General features: G+C 37.3%; 16 protein-coding genes. 7 read left to right on the top strand and 9 right to left on the bottom strand.

Going from position 1 to position 18,079, the window contains the following annotated elements; all coding sequences use genetic code 11:
- Positions 1–3: 3 nt before the first annotated feature.
- A complete protein-coding gene (locus tag RV17_RS00135; RefSeq protein WP_071868182.1) occupies positions 4–318 on the bottom strand; it encodes a YbaB/EbfC family nucleoid-associated protein in 315 nt (104 codons plus the stop codon).
- A gap of 21 nt (positions 319–339) precedes the next feature.
- Positions 340–2,088 (bottom strand): DNA polymerase III subunit gamma/tau, encoded by a 1,749-nt coding sequence (gene dnaX, locus RV17_RS00130; RefSeq protein WP_071868181.1) that lies wholly within the window; start codon positions 2,086–2,088, stop codon positions 340–342.
- A gap of 217 nt (positions 2,089–2,305) precedes the next feature.
- Between dnaX and RV17_RS00125 the strand changes: the two genes are divergently transcribed.
- The 3 genes from RV17_RS00125 to RV17_RS00115 are packed head-to-tail and all read left to right on the top strand — an operon-like array spanning position 2,306 to position 5,563.
- Positions 2,306–3,553 carry an SPFH domain-containing protein gene (locus tag RV17_RS00125; RefSeq protein ID WP_067480373.1) on the top strand — a complete coding sequence of 416 codons (1,248 nt, stop codon included), beginning with the start codon at positions 2,306–2,308 and terminating at the stop codon, positions 3,551–3,553.
- Between the two features lie 19 nt (positions 3,554–3,572).
- Positions 3,573–4,766, top strand: a complete 1,194-nt coding sequence (locus RV17_RS00120) for an ATP-binding protein (RefSeq protein WP_067480370.1) — start codon at positions 3,573–3,575, stop codon at positions 4,764–4,766.
- Positions 4,763–5,563 (top strand): TPM domain-containing protein, encoded by an 801-nt coding sequence (locus RV17_RS00115; RefSeq protein WP_071868180.1) that lies wholly within the window; start codon positions 4,763–4,765, stop codon positions 5,561–5,563. Before RV17_RS00120 ends, RV17_RS00115 begins: the two co-directional genes overlap by 4 nt.
- 57 nt (positions 5,564–5,620) lie before the next feature.
- Here RV17_RS00115 and RV17_RS00110 read toward each other — a convergent pair whose 3' ends face one another.
- Positions 5,621–6,535 (bottom strand): N-acetylglucosamine kinase, encoded by a 915-nt coding sequence (locus RV17_RS00110; RefSeq protein ID WP_067480364.1) that lies wholly within the window; start codon positions 6,533–6,535, stop codon positions 5,621–5,623.
- A gap of 8 nt (positions 6,536–6,543) precedes the next feature.
- Complete coding sequence (locus RV17_RS00105) at positions 6,544–7,992, bottom strand: glycoside hydrolase family 1 protein (protein ID WP_071868179.1); 1,449 nt, start codon at positions 7,990–7,992, stop codon at positions 6,544–6,546.
- A 232-nt stretch (positions 7,993–8,224) separates the two neighbouring features.
- Between RV17_RS00105 and RV17_RS00100 the strand changes: the two genes are divergently transcribed.
- Together RV17_RS00100 and RV17_RS00095 are read left to right on the top strand one after the other, a co-directional pair.
- Positions 8,225–8,530, top strand: a complete 306-nt coding sequence (locus RV17_RS00100; RefSeq protein ID WP_067480359.1) for a hypothetical protein — start codon at positions 8,225–8,227, stop codon at positions 8,528–8,530.
- Positions 8,531–8,557: 27 nt separating this feature from the next.
- Positions 8,558–9,904 (top strand): PTS sugar transporter subunit IIC, encoded by a 1,347-nt coding sequence (locus RV17_RS00095; RefSeq protein ID WP_067480357.1) that lies wholly within the window; start codon positions 8,558–8,560, stop codon positions 9,902–9,904.
- 384 nt (positions 9,905–10,288) lie between these two features.
- Here the strand turns inward: RV17_RS00095 and RV17_RS00090 are convergent, their stop codons facing one another.
- Positions 10,289–10,945: a Crp/Fnr family transcriptional regulator gene (locus RV17_RS00090; protein WP_071868178.1), complete on the bottom strand. Its 657-nt coding sequence runs from the start codon at positions 10,943–10,945 to the stop codon at positions 10,289–10,291.
- Between the two features lie 193 nt (positions 10,946–11,138).
- Between RV17_RS00090 and RV17_RS00085 the strand changes: the two genes are divergently transcribed.
- Together RV17_RS00085 and RV17_RS00080 are read left to right on the top strand one after the other, a co-directional pair.
- Entirely contained in the window at positions 11,139–11,423 is a 285-nt protein-coding gene (locus RV17_RS00085) for a hypothetical protein (RefSeq protein WP_067480348.1), read from the top strand.
- A gap of 18 nt (positions 11,424–11,441) precedes the next feature.
- Positions 11,442–12,629, top strand: a complete 1,188-nt coding sequence (locus RV17_RS00080; RefSeq protein WP_071868177.1) for an MFS transporter — start codon at positions 11,442–11,444, stop codon at positions 12,627–12,629.
- Between the two features lie 164 nt (positions 12,630–12,793).
- Here RV17_RS00080 and RV17_RS00075 read toward each other — a convergent pair whose 3' ends face one another.
- From RV17_RS00075 to RV17_RS00060, 4 genes are all read right to left on the bottom strand, one after another.
- Positions 12,794–13,438, bottom strand: a complete 645-nt coding sequence (locus tag RV17_RS00075) for a sugar O-acetyltransferase (RefSeq protein ID WP_071868176.1) — start codon at positions 13,436–13,438, stop codon at positions 12,794–12,796.
- Between the two features lie 28 nt (positions 13,439–13,466).
- On the bottom strand, positions 13,467–13,856 hold the full coding sequence (locus RV17_RS00070) for a VOC family protein (protein ID WP_071868175.1): 390 nt from the start codon (positions 13,854–13,856) through the stop codon (positions 13,467–13,469).
- Between the two features lie 68 nt (positions 13,857–13,924).
- The gene (locus RV17_RS00065) at positions 13,925–14,560 is read right to left on the bottom strand and encodes an SdpI family protein (RefSeq protein WP_067480337.1); all 636 of its coding nucleotides are present in this window, start codon (positions 14,558–14,560) and stop codon (positions 13,925–13,927) included.
- Between the two features lie 262 nt (positions 14,561–14,822).
- Positions 14,823–17,666, bottom strand: coding sequence for an endo-beta-N-acetylglucosaminidase (locus tag RV17_RS00060; RefSeq protein ID WP_071868174.1), 2,844 nt, complete (start codon positions 17,664–17,666; stop codon positions 14,823–14,825).
- Positions 17,667–18,079: the final 413 nt, after the last annotated feature.

Raw genomic sequence — 18,079 nt, 5'->3', positions numbered from 1 at the left:
AAATTAGAATCCAGGCATTCCTTTGGTATATTTACCCATTGTTTTTTCAGTTTCTGTGTCAATTTTTGTTAACGCATCATTGACAGCCATAACTAACAAGTCTTGCAACATTTCTGGATCTTCTGGATCTAGTACTTCTGGTTTGATCTCAACGTCTTTCATGCGACGATTCCCAGTGAACGCTACTTTTACTAAATCATTGGTTGCTGCCCCTGTAAATTCTTTCTCATTCAACGCATCTTGTGCCTGAACCATTTCTTTTTGCATTTTTTGTACTTGTTTCATCATTCCTTGCATATTTCCCATTCCACGCATCATTGTATCGCTCTCCTTTAAATGTTAATCATCAATAATTGTTACTGAGTCTGTTCCAAATAGCTCTTCTGCCTTTGCCACCACAGTTTCTACTGTTTCTGGCTCTTGGGGAATCAACTCGATTTCTTCTTCATCTGTTTCTGGAACAAAAGAAGTGGATTGTCCGTTATCTTTACTTTGAATCAAATAATTTTTACGCAATTCTGGCCAGCTTTCTCGTGTGATATACACTGTATCTGGTGCATAATCGTGAATCATTCGACTCAAGTTATTGTGAATCGCTAATTGCAACTCATCGTCATTTGTTGCTCGTTGACAAACGATTTCGTAGTCAAAAGCGATTACCATACTTTTCGGTCCTGCCGCCACTGGTTCACTTGCTTTCAACATCGCTCGCTGTGTCACTGACAGGCTCATCAATAAATCATCCCAAACTTCTTTGACCTGATTCAAATCTTGACGAGTCGCTTCTTTTAACACTTGGTACACTCGCTCAGTCGGTACGCGATAAGAGCTTGCTTGTTTTTTATGCACTACTTGTGGCGCGGGCTGACTAGCGTTATTGGCTGTACCCTGATTACTTTTGAGTGCTTTTAATTCTTTTTTCAGCTCGGAAACTTCTTGCTGAAGCTTCTCCACTGCTTGGCTTTCAGCTGGTTCACCTTGAGGCAGTGCTTGCGGGCCTGTCAATGATGTTTTTTGCGCTAGCTTGACAGTTGCGACTTCCAAATAAATCGTAGCACTATTGGTAAACCGAATCTCATTTTGTGTTTCACTTAATATCTTGATCATTTGAAAAAGCTGTTCAGCTTTCATTTCTTGTGAAAGATTTACAAAGGTCAAAGTTAGCTGACTCGTTTTCTCCGTCACTAATTGAGGTGCTTGCTGATACATCAGCAAATCACGACAATATTGCAATAAGTCTTCTAAAAAACGACGGGCTTCTTTTCCTGCGGCTAACATCTGTTCCAACGCATTCAATGCTTGCGCAACATTCTGTTCGACACAAGCACTCAAATAGTCGTCCATCATTTCATACGTTAAGCTACCGGTTACCTGCATTGCATCATTTAGCGTAATCGTTCCTTCACTAAAAGAAATGGATTGGTCTAAGATACTCAGTGCATCCCGCATCCCGCCTTCAGCAGCGCGCGCGATGACGCCTAGCGCTTGCTTTTCATATGAAATATTTGATTCATTTAAAATAAATTCCAAATGCTCAACAATATCAGATGCATTGATTCGTTTAAAATCAAATCGCTGTGTACGAGAAATAATTGTTGCTGGAATTTTGTGTGGTTCTGTCGTTGCCAAAATAAAAATGACACTTTCTTTTGGTTCTTCTAATGTTTTTAGTAACGCATTAAAAGCCCCTGTCGAAAGCATATGGACTTCATCAATAATATAAACTTTATAGGTTGCCTTCGTGGGTGCATAATTGGCGCGATCACGAATAAAACGGATTTCTTCCACTCCGTTATTACTTGCAGCATCGATTTCAATTACATCTTCTTGTGTTCCAGCTGTAATTGATCGACACATCTCACATTCATTACAAGGTTCACCATCTTGACTGTTTGGACAGTTGATTGCTTTAGCAAAAATTTTTGCTGCACTTGTCTTACCAGTTCCTCGAGGCCCAGTAAATAAATACGCATGAGATGTTTTATGGGAAACGATAGCATTTTTCAATGTCTGTGTAACAGCTTTTTGTCCAACAATGTCATCGAAGCGTTGTGAACGCCAGACACGGTAAAGTGCTTGGTATGCCATATAGATCCCCCTCTTAAAAAAAATTCACTATTATTTATTATACGTGATTTTATTAAAAAAAACTACTCTACTCCTTGGCTTTTTCCAAGAGGAAACATTCATTCACACGAAAGCTCTTTAAGACTTTTGGCTGAGAGCATTTTCATTCCCCTATGGTATAATAAAGAAAATAATTTAAGCTGTTTCTTTAGGCTATTTATCTAAGGAGGAATTTTTTATGGGATTAATTAAAGCTGCAACAAGTACAGTCGGTGGTGGATTAGCTGATCAATGGCTTGAGGTCATTGAACCAGATAACATGAGTGATACGACCGTGATGACAAAAGGTGTCAAAGTTCGTAAAGATGATAAACGCGGTTCAAATCGTAAAGGGACGGAAGATGTTTTAACAGACGGAACTGTTGTCCATGTCTATCCAAACATGATGATGCTCCTTGTTGACGGTGGAAAAATCATTGATTACACAGCTGAAGAAGGTTACTACACCATCAAGAATGATGCTGCACCTTCTATGTTTAATGGCTCATTAAAAGACGCAATCAGCGAAACATTTAGTCGTTTTAAATTTGGTGGCGTCACGCCACAAAAACAACAAGTCTTCTATATTAATTTACAAGAATTAAAAGGAATCAAGTTTGGTACAACTTCACCGTTAAATTATTTTGACAATTTTTATAATGCAGAATTATTTTTACGTGCGCATGGCGCTTACTCAATCCACATCACAGATCCAATCTTATTTTATACAAATGCTATTCCAAAAAATAAAACACAAGTGGAAATTGCCGACATCAATGAACAATATTTAGCAGAGTTTTTAACTGCTTTGCAATCGGCAATCAACCAAATGTCAGCAGATGGTCAACGAATTTCTTATGTCCCATCAAAAAGTTTGGAATTAAGTAAATATATGGCCTCTGCTTTAGATGATTCGTGGCGTGAACTACGTGGGATGGAAATTGTTTCTGTAGCCGTTGCAAGTATTTCTTACACCGATGATTCTGTCAAACTAATCAACATGCGAAATGAAGGTGCCATGCTTGGTGATCCAAGTGTTCGTGAGGGCTATGTTCAAGGCTCGATTGCTCGCGGAATGGAAGCCGCCGGAAAAAATGAAGGCGGTGCAATGACTGGTTTCATGGGTGTTGGCATGGGAATGAATGCTAACAGTGCTTACCTTGCTCAAGCTGCACAAAATAACCAAGAACAAATGAAACAACAAGCAGAAAAACAAAATCAACAAGCTGCAACTGGAAATGCTGATACTTGGACTTGTCCCGTTTGCGGTACGGAAAACACAGGTAAATTCTGTTCTAATTGTGGAGCAGCTAGACCTGCACCCGCTGCACAACCAAAACTAGAAATGAAATGCAGTGAATGTGGTGAGGTCGTTGATCTTTCAAATGGTATCCCAAAATTCTGCCCGCATTGTGGCAAACCATTTAAAGGAGTACCTTTGGACTAAAAAAGAAGGGGTGTAGCCAATGGATGTCATTACACATAAATGTCCAAACTGCGGCGGTCCTTTAACTTTTGATCCTAAAGACCAAAAATTTCATTGTGACTACTGCCTAAGCATATTTACAGAAGAAGAAGTGAGCCTCTATGAGCAACAGCAAAAAGAAGCTCGCGCTATTGATTCATCAGCTGATACAGCTGATGAATCAATAAATGCAACTGGTGACTTTACCTTCACAGCACAAGAACAATTAGATAAAATGGACGACACCGAACGTCAAGCTTATGATGAAGCCGTGGGCGCCACTGAAGCAAATGGTCAAGAAACAAATGATGAAGCGCCTACCATGGAACTATTTCTTTGTCCAAGTTGTGGAGCCGAAATCGTGACTGATGCAACAACAGCTGCGACGTATTGTTATTATTGCCATAATCCAGTTGTTTTGTCGGGCCGATTAAGTGGTGAATTTTTACCAAATAAGGTCCTCCCTTTTGCAATTGAAAAAGAGGAAGCAATCAAACAATTTTTAGCATGGACAAAGAAAAAATGGTTTATTCCAAAAGCCTTCTTTAATTCTGAACAAATCGACAAACTAACTGGCGTTTATTTTCCCTATTGGTCAACCGATGCTGAATTAGAAGGAGATTTCCAAGCAAATGGAACTGTCTTGCGCGTCTGGCGTGTTGGCGATATTGAATATACCGAGACAAAACAATTTGCTGTCTATCGTGAGGGAAAACTTTCTTTTAAAGAGTTAGTCAAGAATGCTCTATCTAAAAATACTCAGCAAAAAATGGTTGAAGGTGTCCAACCTTTTCCGTTGAATAAAGCAATCGACTTTAAAAATCAATACCTTGCTGGATTTCAGGCAGAAAAACGGGATATTGAATATCAAGCGATTCGTTCAGAAGTCGAATCAGAATTAAAAGACTATTCCGAAAAACTTTTACGCGAAACAGCCTCTGGTTACACCACTTTAACTGGTGTTCGTAGTTCCGTTGCAATTAACAATCAAAAAAATAATTATTTGTTACTTCCGGTCTGGCTGGTGACTTACCGTAGTCGTGACTCAAAAAAAGTTTACTATTATGCAATGAATGGACAGACAGGAAAAGTAAGTGGTGTTCTGCCTGTCAGCAAAAAGAAATTGGGGTTCACATCACTTGGTATCTTCACCATTACTGCTATCTTGTTGATGATTGTGGGGTATTTGATATGAAAAAACAACTTTCGATTTTCTTTTTCGTTCTAATTGGCTGTTTTTTCCCGCTTGTTGCTCATGCCGCAACCCCGACAGTCAATGATGAAGCTGGTTTGTTTACAACCGAACAAATTCAAGCATTAGAAAACCAAGCTAAGCCTATCAACGAAAAAATCAAAGGCGAAGTCTTAATCGTTACAACAACAAACAATTCTGATGAACCACGTAATTTTGCAGATGATTACTTGCGAGATGCCGTTGGAAATAATGAAAATGGTTCTGTTTTATTGTTAGATATGGGGCAAAGAGAAATTTACATTTCAACCTCGGGCAACATGATTGATTACTTGGATGACAATCGAATCGAATCAACACTTGATGAAGTCTATGATGGCATGTCCAATCAAGATTACTACCAAGCTGCGACTGCTTATCTTACCAAGGTTGCCGATTACGTCGAAGCAGGTGTTCCAGGTGGGCACTATCGAGTGGATGAAGAAACTGGAAAGATCACTCGCTACAAAGTCTTAACAACTGTTGAAATTGTACTTGCGCTCATCGTTGCATTGGTATTGAGCCTTGTTTTTTACTTTGTAACAGTTTCTAAATATCAACTAAAATTTGGTTCATATAAATATCCTTATCGTGAAAATTCAAGCATCAAGTTAACTGATAAAACCGATCGTTTAACAAACTCTTTTGTCACTACTAGACGAATTCCTAAAAGCCCACCGCCAGGAAGTGGCGGTGGTGGCGGAAGCACTACTCACTCAAGTGGTGGTGGAACTTTTGGCGGTGGTGGAAGAAGCTTTTAAGCCATTATCTGCCAAAGAAAAACTCCTCAAAATCGGATTGATTTCGAGGAGTTTTTTTTAGCGAAAGTTAGCAGTACTTATGCTTTGTGCAGCCAACTGATTTTTCCAAATAACTAATGCAGCCTTCGCATTCTGAACCGTATCAGGTATAAGCACAACTTCGTAACTTTTTAATTGTTCGAGAAAAACTTGTCGCACCGTCGCCTGTTTTTCCAGCAAGCTACCATTAATCCCCAAATAAAATCCTGAGGTTAACTTCATTTTTTTAGCTAACTGAGTGACTTGCTTGGCTAGTAATTCACCCGTTTGTTTCAGCAGTTCTGACACACGCGCATCTTTTTGTTCATAGCTTGAACAAAAAGATGCTACGCTAGCAATTTCGCCTTTGTTTTTTTGATAAATTATCTTTACCAAGTTCATCACATCCTCCGCACCAAAAAAAGCTAATAAATCTTGAGCAAAAGGTGACAATGTTTTTCCTTCATCAAATTCTGCTAGAACTAATTTGATAGCAGCAATTGCTAAATGATAAGCGGAACCTTCATCACCTAATAACTGACCCCAGCCACCTACGCGGTACCACTGTTTTTCTTTTAGACCAAAAAATGCAGAACCTGTTCCAGCAATTGCTAAAATTCCTGGTTGAAACCCCACCTTTGCTAAATAGCTAAATTGTGCATCATTATATAAATAAACAGGATAGTCATAGTACGCTAACTCGTTCTGAATTTTCTCTCGTAAACCACCACCATCAATACCAGCGATGCCTAACGCAATCAATTGACAGTCAGCTCTTCCAAATTTAGTTAGCAAGTCGTCAATTGCTCGAAAAATATTCGCCTTTGCTTGTTCATAAGAAATCAACAAATTGCCAAAGCCTTCAATTGCCTCTCCTAAAACATTCTCTTCTAAATCATACGCAATCGCCTGTGTTTTCGTTCCTCCACAATCAATTCCAATGACATATTTCATAACTTCCTCTACTCCACTTTTTGTGACTTTCTTCTTTCTGCTTTTTGCTCGGCAATAAATGTTTGATACCAATAAAAGCTATCTTTTTTATAACGATTATAAGATCCATTTCCTTGGTTATCTGCTTCAACAAAAATAACACCATATCGTTTTTCCATTTCACAACTTCCCGCCGAAACAATGTCAATAATCCCCCAAGCAAAGTATGCTAGGACATTTACTCCTACTTGCTCTGCTTCTAAAATTTGCTTAAAATGCTGCTTAAAGTATTCGATACGATACACATCATGGATACCATCTGCCTCTTTCAAATCTCTTGCACCCAATCCATTTTCAGCAATCATTACTGGTTTTTGATAACGGTCATACACCTTTAGCAGTGTTGTCTTCAATCCAACTGGATCAATTTGCCAGCCCCATTCACTTGCTTTTAAATAAGGATTTTTTGTCGTCGCTACTAAATTTCCAGCCGTTTGCTGTTGACTTTCTTCTACCGAACTAATACTTGAAGAATAATAAGAAAAGGAGACAAAATCACAAGTATTTTCTTTTAAAAGCTGACGATCTGCTTCACTTATTTCAAAATCGACATTGTGTTCCAAGAAAAATTTGTCCATATAATAAGGATATTCTCCTCTTGCTAGGACGTCCATACAGAACCATTGATTGATTTGTTCATCTAAAACTAACTGTAAATTATCCTCAGGTTTTGGTGTTAAAGGATAGTAACAAAAACATGAAATCATTGCACCAAATTGTCCTTTGACCTTCATTTTTTTCCCTAGAGCAATCGCTTGTGCACTAGCAATAAATTGATGATGCAAACTTAAAAAGATGTCATTGTACGCGTAAGCATCATCTTCTGGCTTCAATAATCCCGTACCATTATAAGGACTAAAGTATCCAGCATTGATTTCATTGAAAGGTAAATAATAATCAATCAACTCGCCCCAATGACTAAAAATAACTGTAACTAATCTCAAATAACTATCAATTGTTTTACGATTTTTCCATCCGCCTTGTTCTGTTACTAATTGAAGTGGCAACGCATAGTGATTGATTGTCAAAAAGATTTTGATTTTTTGTTTGGTTAGCTCTTTAAAAATGTCGTCGTAATACTTCATTCCGTCTTCATTAGGAATCTCTTCATCCCCATTTGGAAATAAGCGTGACCAACTAATTGATAAACGATAAACATCTAAGCCTAGCTCACTAAGCAATGCTAAGTCTTCAGCCGTTCGTTCCTCTCCGCTAGATCCTTTTCTGAACGGATAAAAAAATTGATTTTCTTCCATCGCTTGTTCAACAGTCTTTTTAGTTAGCAATCGTGTAGCCACTGTCGCATTCGATGTTTTTTCTAAATAAGGTCGACAGTCTTGTGTGTCTATCCCTCTCTTTGTGTAACCGCCTTCATATTGACTGGCAGCAGTTGCCCCGCCCCATAAAATTTTTGTCATTGTCCTCCTCCTTCTTAATTGCCTTTATCATACCATCTAAGAAATGCGTTTTCAAACATATAAAAAAATAAAGAAATTTCAATTCTACTAAGAAACAAAATTACAAAAAAATAAAAAATATATTGATTTTTAATTTCTTAACTGTATACTAAAAAAGAAGAGATCTCTAGGCGCTCTTTTTTATTGTTATCTTTTGTAAGCGTTTAATTAATTGTTGAAAGGAGGTAATTTTATGCAAAGAGAAACAAATGAAACATTGCATATTCACTTTGGTGTGAAAACAGCTGGATTACTTTTACTTGCTTGCATTTTTGGTGGTATTTTTATTCCTTATTTATTTTACTTGGCAAACTGGAGTATCAATCTTGGCGTTATGCTTTTCTTACCCATTAGCTTAGCGACAGTTTTAGCGGTGAATCCATATTTCATCCAAACAAAAAGAGGATTTTGTAAGGGCTTTTTTATTACTTTTGGCATCTCACTGATTATTTTAGAAATTTTAGCGTACATTTGGATCTATCAAGGAATTATTTTTTAATTGATTTTATTTAAAGGAGTGTAAACTATGTTAACAGCTTTCACTAATTTTATTGAGTTACATTTAGCTGGACCAATGGCAAAAATAGCCAATCAACGACACTTACGAGCGATTCGTGACGGAATCATTGCAACGCTACCGTTAATTATTGTTGGTTCGTTCTTTTTGATTATTGCCTTTCCACCACTACCACAATCATGGGGCATTTATCAGTTTTTGTCTTCTAACGCCGCAACAATCTTGTTACCTTATCGTATGACCATGTACATTATGTCCCTTTATGCAACATTCGGAATTGGGGCTAGCCTTTCAAAAACGTACAACTTAGATGTTGTTTCCGGCGGCATTCTGTCTACAATTGCTTTTCTGTTGACTTTTGTACCTGTAAATATTCCTTTAGAAGCTGCTGATGCTGCTGGAACTTCTGGTTTTGTCTTACCAATGGCGAACCTTGGTGGTGGAGGAATGTTTGTCGGCATCATCACATCAATTTTTGCAGTTGAAGTCTATCGCTTAACAGATAAATCAAAATTCAAAATCACTATGCCCGACCAAGTACCACCTGCAGTTGCTCGTTCTTTTGAATCATTAACACCAACGTTAATCGTCATTCTAGTTATCTCTACTATTAGCTATTATATTGGTTTTGACTGGCATTCAGCTGTTTCAAAAATTGTTAGTCCTTTAATCAGTGCAACTGATACGCTGCCAAGTGTATTGCTACTGATTTTCATGATTACTTTCTTCTGGGCATTTGGGATTCACGGCGTTTCAATTATTGGATCACTGGCGCGTCCACTATGGTTACAAATCTTAGAAGCTAATACTACAGCTGCTGCTGCTGGTGAAACTTTACCAAATATTGCAGCTGAGCCTTTTTACCAATGGTTTATCTGGATTGGCGGATCTGGTTGTACAATCGGCCTTGCTATCTTACTAGCCTTCACTGCCAAATCAAAATACGCTTCAAAACTAGGAAAAGCAATTATTACACCATCCATTTTCAATATCAATGAACCAGTTATTTTTGGTGTCCCAATTGTTTTAAACCCAACATTGATTATTCCCTTCATTTTAACTCCGATGGCTTGCGCAACTATTGCTTGGTTCGCAACTAGACTAGGTTTTGTCAGTGCCGTTACAATCACTGCTCCTTGGACTCTACCTGGACCAATTGGTGCGTATTTAGCTACTGGAGGCGACTGGCGCGCAGCAGTTTTAAACTGTCTGTTGATTGTTCTGTCAGTCGTAATGTACTATCCATTTGTTAAAATTTATGACAAAAATGAATTAGCAAAAGAGCATGCCTTAGAACAAGAAAAAACTGAAACTGAAGAATTAGTTTCAACAACTGTTGTTGAAAGCAAATCCTAAGTCGTTTAAATAATTATGTTACTAACATCCGTTAAAAAGAGGGGAAGACAGTGTTGTCTTCCCCTCTTTTGCTATTGATCAAACTGTTGTGCTTGCTTACTTGCTAACGTGTTAGAGCTAGACGTTTTGTGCTTCAATCTTTTTTCTCGGTGTTCCCCAAGCAGCTTCTTCGGCAATAAGTCTTTTTTTCATAAAAACATGAGTAGCTATTTTTAGAAAAATTCCTTATTGCTTGAAGCTGAACGCTTGGCGCCACAACCTTTCTCTCGGTGTTCCCAAAACAACTCCTCCATATAGCTTTCATTCACTTCAAAACATGAGATACTGTTTTGAGTGACTGCTCGCTATCTGTTCGGAGCTGAACGTTTTGCGCCACAACCTTTTTTAAAAAATAATATTATCTTCCAACAGCTCCATATTCGTAATGATCAAATGGTGATCCTGAACTGTAATAATCCCCTTATCTTTTAGTTGCTTCAAAATTCGACTGACACTACTTGCCGTCGAAATACCACAAAACTTAGCAATTTCTTCATTCGTAATTGGAAAATCAATCAGCAACCCTTCAGGTGTTCGCACACCAAACATGTCATACAATTCATACAACTGCGTACAAACTGCGCCCAATTTTCCATTTAATAGCATCTGTTGCATTTTTTTCATGACGCTTAATAAGCGAAAACGGTAAAATTCTTTTACATGATGCTGCAAATCAGGATTATTATTGATGTCCTCCCAGAACTTCACCCGATTGACACGATAAAACTCCGCATATTCTGATTCCACCCGAATATTATAAGGTGAATCAATAAATTGTGAGTATTCATCTTTAATTAGTGATACCACTTCTAAGTCATTGACATATCTTAGATTGAATTCTCTTCCGTCGTTTGAGATCACGCTTGCTTTAACGATTCCCTCTTTCAAGATGTAAGTGTAACAATCCTCGACTCCTTCAAATGTTAAATACTTGTGATACCCCTTTCGTATAATTGGAATATTTTTACTTGTTACATATTCTGCTAGTGCTCGATTATCCAATCATGCTCCCCCATCCAAACATTTATCTAAAAAAATAATACAAGATTTCCAAGATTTTTAAAGTTCATAGGTATTTTACTAATGATAGTAACATTTGTTAAGTACCTTTTTGTATAACCAAGTTCATTTTCTTCATTTTTTTTCTTCGCTATACTCCGTATGTAAAAAAAATTACTGAATCGAGGTCAAAAAAATGCAATTTTGGATGAACACTATTATTAACCGATTAGAAACAGCGTACCGCACAAGATTTGATATGAAAGCATCATTAGTTTTCCTAAATGATGCTTATCAAAACTCAATTGAGTTGATTAAATCTGTTGAAGAAACGCCAGATGAAGAGTGTCAAGAATTCTTACAATTGTTTATGGAAACACGTGATCTATTTATCCAACAACTTGTCGATCGTTATCCATCAAATTATCACGATGTTGAAGTTCAAATTGAAAAACTAAAAGCATATTCATATGTACATTAAGGGGAATTAGCAAAACAAATGGAAGACAAATTATTCAACAAACATTTTATTGGTATCACACTTATTAACTTTATTGTTTATCTCGTTTATTACTTATTAATGGTCATCATCGCAGTTATCGCCCAAGACAGCTTACACGCTAGCTTAAGTCAAGCAGGATTTGCTTCTGGCATTTATATTATTGGTACTTTGCTTGCTCGTTTATTGATGGGGAAACAACTTGAATTGATTGGCCGAAAAATTACGTTACAAGGTGGTGCAATTTTTTATCTATTGACTACCATCGCTTATCTTTACATGCCTTCCATCGGAATTCTTTACCTTGTTCGCTTTTTAAATGGTTTTGGTTATGGAACAGTTTCAACTGCAACAAATGCAATCGTGACGGCATATATTCCAATGAATAAAAAAGGTGAAGGAATCAATTATTATGGTTTGAGTACTAGCTTAGCCGCTGCAATTGGACCATTTTTAGGAATGATCTTGTTAAACATGACTGATTTCCATTTCATCATTTGGTTCACGATTGTCTTAGTTTTCTTAGTCACTATCGCTTGTCTGTTCTTCCCTGTCAAAAACATTGTTTTGTCAGCTGAACAAAAAGAACAATTGACTTCATGGACAGTTGATAGTTTTATTGAGAAAAAAGCCTTATTTATTACAGGAATCGCTTTTTTGATGGGCTTATCTTATTCAAGTGTTCTGTCCTTCTTATCTTCTTATACGCAAGTGATTCATTTAGTTAGCGCTGGTTCTTTTTTCTTTGTTGTTTACGCGTTGGTAATCACTTTTACTCGCCCATTGACGGGTCGAATTTTTGATACAAAAGGTGAACAATACGTTATGTATCCTAGTTATCTTTTCTTAACTGCTGGCTTGTTTTTACTTAGTGCAACAACCAATAGTTTCATGTTACTGGTTTCAGGAGCCTTAGTTGGACTTGGTTATGGAACCTTTATGTCTAACGGACAAGCAGTTTGTTTGAAAATCGTTCGTGAACATCGAATCAGTATTGCGTTATCTACTTACTTCATCGGATTAGATTTAGGATTAGGCGTTGGTCCTTATATTATGGGAACCTTGAAATCGTTCACTTCATTCAGAGGATTATACATTGTTTCTGGAATCATTCCATTGATTTGTACCTTCCTTTATTTCATAAACAAACGGAAAAAGAAAGTGGTAGAAGAAGTATCCAGCTTCTAAAAAATCGTTCATATCTGTTTGAGAAAAGAATGTGGATTGGGGCAGAAAAATATTTTTGAGAATGTGCCAGTGTCCTCACTGCTCAATTAAATAAAGTAAAAAAACGAGATTAGGAAAGAACATTTCCTCGTCTCGTTTTTTGTCTAGTTGGTTTACTGTCTATTTTACTCACTCATTTTATTGAGATGTTCTTCCTTACGCAAGTGATATTTTTTCATTTGCTTTTGCCATTTTTCTTTATCAGCTTGATTGACTTTACGAATCACTTTTGCTGGGTTTCCGCCAACAATCGTATGATCAGGTACGTCTTTTGTAACAACTGACCCCGCCGCAATAATCGAATTGTTTCCAACCGTTATTCCAGGTAGTAGAACACTGTTTCCACCAATCCAAACATTATTTCCAACAGTAATCGGTAAGCCAAATTCTAAATCTGTTATGCGGATTTCTGCATCTGTTGGGTGACCTGCGGTAAAGAAACTGACTCTTGGCCCCACCATGACATTATCCCCAATTTTTATTTTATTCACGTCTAGAAAGATGCAATCCATATTTGCATAAAAATTTTCGCCAATCTCCACATGACGACCATAATCGACATGAAGAGGTGGATTGACATAAATATGTTCACCCGTTTTACCAAAAAGTTCTTTTTCCAGTGCCACAATTTTTTTCGTTTCATCAATTGGTAATTGATTGATTTTCTGTGCTAGCTTTTGTCCATTAATCGAGCGATTTTCTGGAAAAATACCTGATGCCTTATAAAGTTCACCAGCTAGCATTTGCTCGTAATCAAAATCTCTTGCCATTCGCTTTAACCACCTTTTTTATCTTTGATTAGTCGATCGCATCTGTCGTTAATTCAATCAAGTTTCCTTCTGGATCTTGGATTACTGCCTCATAATAACCATCACCTGTCGTTCGCGGTCCGCTCAGTAAAGGATAGCCATCTTGGACAAATCGATCAGCAAAACGATCAACTTCTTCTTTCGTCCCTACCGCCATCGCTAAGTGTGCATAGCCTAAATGATCTGTGACTCGATTTGCTAGATGTGGTTTCGTTGTCAATTCTAAGCGACTCCCTGAACCAAAACTTAAAAAGTAAGATTGAAATTGTGTTTTTGGATTACGATAGCGTTCCCTACTTGTTGCCTGAAAATATTTTTCGTAAAACGTTCTCATTTTTTCCAAATCTTTCGTCCAAACAGCTAAATGTTCAATATGCATCCTTCTTCATCTCCTAAAATAGTTCATTTTCATCCTATTTTCTGCTATTTTTACTAGTTTTCACTTTATCAAATTCCTTTTCGATGCAGCCAAAATGAATAAATCGTTGGAATCAAAATAACAATCACGATAATTGGCATCATTAAAAATTCCCATGAAACAAAACTTGCGAGTAACATCAAAATACCGCCTGCAATAAATGTTTTGGCACCCAGTCTATTTGTTTGTAGCCAATTCTGTTCACTGCTCAACGTCCAAGGTAAACGAATACCCACTGTATAATTTTGCGGAACAGCGGTCAGAATCACTCCTGAAACAATAAAGATGATTCCGATAAATGCAGCGGGACTAATTTTCATCAACCATGTTGCCTGATTGCCTAAAGCATAACTGATGGTCAATGCTTGAACAAAAAGTGCAATCAGCGGAATGATTCCTAAAACGCTGTAGATAATCCAACGTTTTGTCACTTTTTGCTTTGGATCATTTAACACGAAAAAGGCAACCAATAATTGTAAGCCTGCCAGAAGAAATGGTAAGCCAATCAACGCAAATCCCTTTGAGCTCCAGCCATTCGCTTGCCAATTCAAATCAAAATGTGTCGCAACTTGATTCGGAATTTCTTCCCAAAAAATGGCACTTGCCACAAGTGGTAACAAGGTAATGATTACCGAGATAACAATTGCTCCACGATATTTTTTCATTTCAGACCACGTCCTTTTTTCTCTTAATGATTGTCAGCAACTCTTTTGATAATCGCTATTTCTAAGTGTACCTTTTAACTGGCAAACTGCCAACTTTTTGTCTGGATTATCCGAAAAAGGATAGACTTTTTTGATGATTAACAAAAAAGTCTAATTAAAGGAAAAAGAAAGAGCTGTGACACGAGTTTTGTCACAGCTCCTAAATTTTTATTCACTTGTTTCCTTTTTTGCAATAGGGCTGACCTATCTTCTTGTCAATTTTTTATTTCAATAAATCTTTCATTCCATAAACACCCAGTTCATACATTCGCACTGCTGTGTCTGAACCTTGTGTAGGTTTATCCACACTTACTTTCACATATCGTGCTTGTTCCACGGCAAAGGTATTGGTGCTATTTTTTTCCGTATTATTGATTGTTCGTGAAACTTTCTTGTACTCTTTTCCATCTTGGCTTACTTCGATTGTATAAGCCTTTGTATTCATATCTGCATTTTCGCCACCAGCCTCTGCATGTGCGAATCGAACTTCACTGACTGTTTGGCTATTACCCAAATCGACAATGATTTCATGGGGAGGTGTTCCCGTTGCACACCATTTTGTTTCAAGTTTCCCATCAACTGCAAATTCAGGCGCTTCCGAATCATTTGTAAACGAAGAGGCTTCTGTTTTCGCATTTAAAGATAGCAACACCAATTCGGCAGGGACTTTTTGACTGATTGTAATCAAACCTTCCATCTCAATCGGTGTTTTTCCTTCTTCATTTTCTGCGGTCAGTTTTACTTTATACACACCCTCTTTATCATAAGTAACGACAGGCTTATTTTCGGTACTTGTTTCAATATCGCCACCTTCAAATTCCCAAGTTACTTTGTCCGTATTGGAAGAAGATGTATTTGTGAAACTAATTTGTTCCCCGGGAGCCGCCAATGTTTTAGAAGCCGTAAAACTTGCTTTTGGTAATGTATTATCTGGCCATTCAAAAGAGATTGGATCTGATGCCATGCCTCGATTTCCAAGAGTATCAACGGGAACAATTTCCAATTTTGTCTGTTGCACGTTCTTTTGTCTTTCCAGTCCATTGATGTAATGTGTCGTCGCAGGTGTTGCACCTAGGAAAGAACGAGTATTATCTTTATTTATTCGATAAATTTCATAATGTTCTGCTTCACTGTCTTTACTATCCCATGTCAAGCGAATCCCTGCATAATTACTTTCTTCTTCATCAAAAACAACATCTTCCACTTCAGCATTTGCAACAGCCATTTTTTCTGTAGCAGGTGAGTCCGTCATTGCTAGCTGTCCTAAATGTAATTCATAAGTGTCATTTGTTTTTTCTGAAGTTATTTTATAAGAAAGTGATGTGACTGTTTTTCCTGCAAATTTTTCTAATGAATACTTCAAGGTTGTCCAATCATTTGTTACTTTTTGACTTGATGCAACTGTTTCTGTACTTCCGTCTTCAAACGTCAAGACAATCTCCAGCTTGGTAGCATCTGATGCTTTAGCGGTTGTAGTTATCTCTGAATCTTTTGTTAGCGTTGTTTCCATTCGATAAAGCTTCACTTGGCTAACCGCATTTTTTGTCATATTTCCTCTAAACAATAATGAATTACCTCCATTGAAAGCATCTGCATAATCCATTCTAATTGATAAATCATTGTTATTTTCATGCTCCATTATCCAACGGTAAGTCGGCATGATATCTTGCATGCTTCGGTTATTCCAATCTAGACTTGATACCTTTTGGCCTTTGATAAAATAATTATACCCATTTCCTGTATTGAAATTCGTTACAAAAGGCAAAGAAGTGATTGCTGTTTGCTCCAGCGCATACGTCGAAACTCCCGGCCAATCTTGCCCTTTTAAGGCGATATTTTGAGTTGGATCTCCCTTGTCATTGACCCAAAAACGTTCTTCTCGATTTTGAAAATCATCTGGATCACTAGCAGAACTGTACGTCCAACTAGGAACGTATAATCCCAAAGAAGTATAAGGGACACCTTTATCATCCACAAATAACTCCCAATCAACTGGGGTAGCGTAACCTTTTTCTTGAACATCGATTCCTGCAAATAAATCATAAGGATCAATGCCTAATTCATTTGCTTTTTTCTTAGATGCTTTCAAAAGTTCCTTGCTTGCTAATTGCTCCGTATTCCACCAAAAATTCAAAAACATGCTATCCGCTACTGGATTCATGTCTGCATCTACTAAATAAGCTTGGTTTTGATCGGTCAAAGCATTTTGCCAATCCATTTTTCCTTCAGATGTCATCGAATCATACCACATGATATCTAAATCAGCTTGTTTCCCTTTAAATTCTTTGATAAATTCTTGCATTAAATCGGCATGTTCTTTGTTCAATCCATCAGCTTTATCTGCTATTTGAGCATTTTTGTTTTCTTTAGCTTCATCAAAGCTAGTCACAACTGTATCTGTTTCTTGGTTAATGAACCAGCCATCAAACCCGTAACTTTGCGCAACTTCAATCAGCTTGTCGACTAAAGGAAATGTCCCATTAGCATCTTTTTCTAAGAAAGTATCTAGCCATTCGATTTTTCCACCATGCGCAGTTTGTGGAAAGAACACAGTTCCTAACACTGGCACACCATTTTTATGAGCCGCATCAATCACATCCGGACTTGGTGGAACAATAATTCCTTCACCAGATGAACCCCCCCAGTAAACTAATTGATCGATATATTGCCAGTTAGAAAAAACATTGGCATCAAAAGTGTTCACACCTCGTGGTGCATTGCCGCTGGTACTACTGTTCATAATGGATAAAGCTACTACTTTCATCTCTGTATTTTGTGTTTTATTTGAAGGAATCAACTTTGTTTTATCTACCCGTTGTGCCAATGGTACAGCACTAACATTGTATTTTGCATCTTCGTCTTTTGAAAAGTCCCATTGCAATAACTCTTCTGGAAACCAATAAGAAGATTCTGGCTGATTAGCCATCCCTCGATCAACTTTTGCTTCTTCCGTTTCTTGATAGTCAATCGAATTTGACTCTGCTTGATTTTTGACGCCACATCCTGAGACACCAACTACACCAATTGCCAACAACAGCCCTACTCCACTTTTAAACCAACACTTCATCCATGATTCCTCCTATAGTTTTTTTATCCCAGTAAAATGATAGCGCTTACTTTGAGATAAGTACATGAACAAACTATAGAAATGTGAATACAAAATATAGATTCAAACTAATTTATTATGTGCGATTTTTTCTTTGTTTTCAATGAACTAATTCGGCTATGTCGAGAACCAAGTATAAAAAACCTGCAAAAAAACAGACCCCATCCGAAGATGAGGCCTGCCAAATATTGCATAAACAATAATTTGATTATTCTGCAGCGTTTTGATCTTTGAGACCGTATTGAGTGGTTCTTGGAAATCTAGTGGTCTCTGATTTAACACAAACCGCTTTACATCAGCGTTTTAGAGTAAGTTGAAAATCTGGTAATTGTTAGTAAAACTTGTTCGAGAAGGTCAAAAGTATGGTCAAAAAA

The sequence above is a fragment of the Enterococcus thailandicus genome (genome assembly GCF_001886265.1).
Classification (GTDB): domain Bacteria; phylum Bacillota; class Bacilli; order Lactobacillales; family Enterococcaceae; genus Enterococcus_B; species Enterococcus_B thailandicus.
The sequence above is the reverse complement of the archived record's forward strand: the minus strand, read 5'-3'. Positions and strand labels throughout refer to the sequence as shown.

What these genes read in the sequence shown, in the direction of transcription:
- RV17_RS00135 (WP_071868182.1), bottom strand. Translation starts at nt 318, where the DNA reads ATGATGCGTGGAATGGGAAATATGCAAGGAATGATGAAACAAGTACAA.
- dnaX (WP_071868181.1), bottom strand. Translation starts at nt 2,088, where the DNA reads ATGGCATACCAAGCACTTTACCGTGTCTGGCGTTCACAACGCTTCGAT.
- RV17_RS00125 (WP_067480373.1), top strand. Translation starts at nt 2,306, where the DNA reads ATGGGATTAATTAAAGCTGCAACAAGTACAGTCGGTGGTGGATTAGCT.
- RV17_RS00120 (WP_067480370.1), top strand. Translation starts at nt 3,573, where the DNA reads ATGGATGTCATTACACATAAATGTCCAAACTGCGGCGGTCCTTTAACT.
- RV17_RS00115 (WP_071868180.1), top strand. Translation starts at nt 4,763, where the DNA reads ATGAAAAAACAACTTTCGATTTTCTTTTTCGTTCTAATTGGCTGTTTT.
- RV17_RS00110 (WP_067480364.1), bottom strand. Translation starts at nt 6,535, where the DNA reads ATGAAATATGTCATTGGAATTGATTGTGGAGGAACGAAAACACAGGCG.
- RV17_RS00105 (WP_071868179.1), bottom strand. Translation starts at nt 7,992, where the DNA reads ATGACAAAAATTTTATGGGGCGGGGCAACTGCTGCCAGTCAATATGAA.
- RV17_RS00100 (WP_067480359.1), top strand. Translation starts at nt 8,225, where the DNA reads ATGCAAAGAGAAACAAATGAAACATTGCATATTCACTTTGGTGTGAAA.
- RV17_RS00095 (WP_067480357.1), top strand. Translation starts at nt 8,558, where the DNA reads ATGTTAACAGCTTTCACTAATTTTATTGAGTTACATTTAGCTGGACCA.
- RV17_RS00085 (WP_067480348.1), top strand. Translation starts at nt 11,139, where the DNA reads ATGCAATTTTGGATGAACACTATTATTAACCGATTAGAAACAGCGTAC.
- RV17_RS00080 (WP_071868177.1), top strand. Translation starts at nt 11,442, where the DNA reads ATGGAAGACAAATTATTCAACAAACATTTTATTGGTATCACACTTATT.
- RV17_RS00075 (WP_071868176.1), bottom strand. Translation starts at nt 13,438, where the DNA reads ATGGCAAGAGATTTTGATTACGAGCAAATGCTAGCTGGTGAACTTTAT.
- RV17_RS00070 (WP_071868175.1), bottom strand. Translation starts at nt 13,856, where the DNA reads ATGCATATTGAACATTTAGCTGTTTGGACGAAAGATTTGGAAAAAATG.
- RV17_RS00065 (WP_067480337.1), bottom strand. Translation starts at nt 14,560, where the DNA reads ATGAAAAAATATCGTGGAGCAATTGTTATCTCGGTAATCATTACCTTG.
- RV17_RS00060 (WP_071868174.1), bottom strand. Translation starts at nt 17,666, where the DNA reads ATGAAGTGTTGGTTTAAAAGTGGAGTAGGGCTGTTGTTGGCAATTGGT.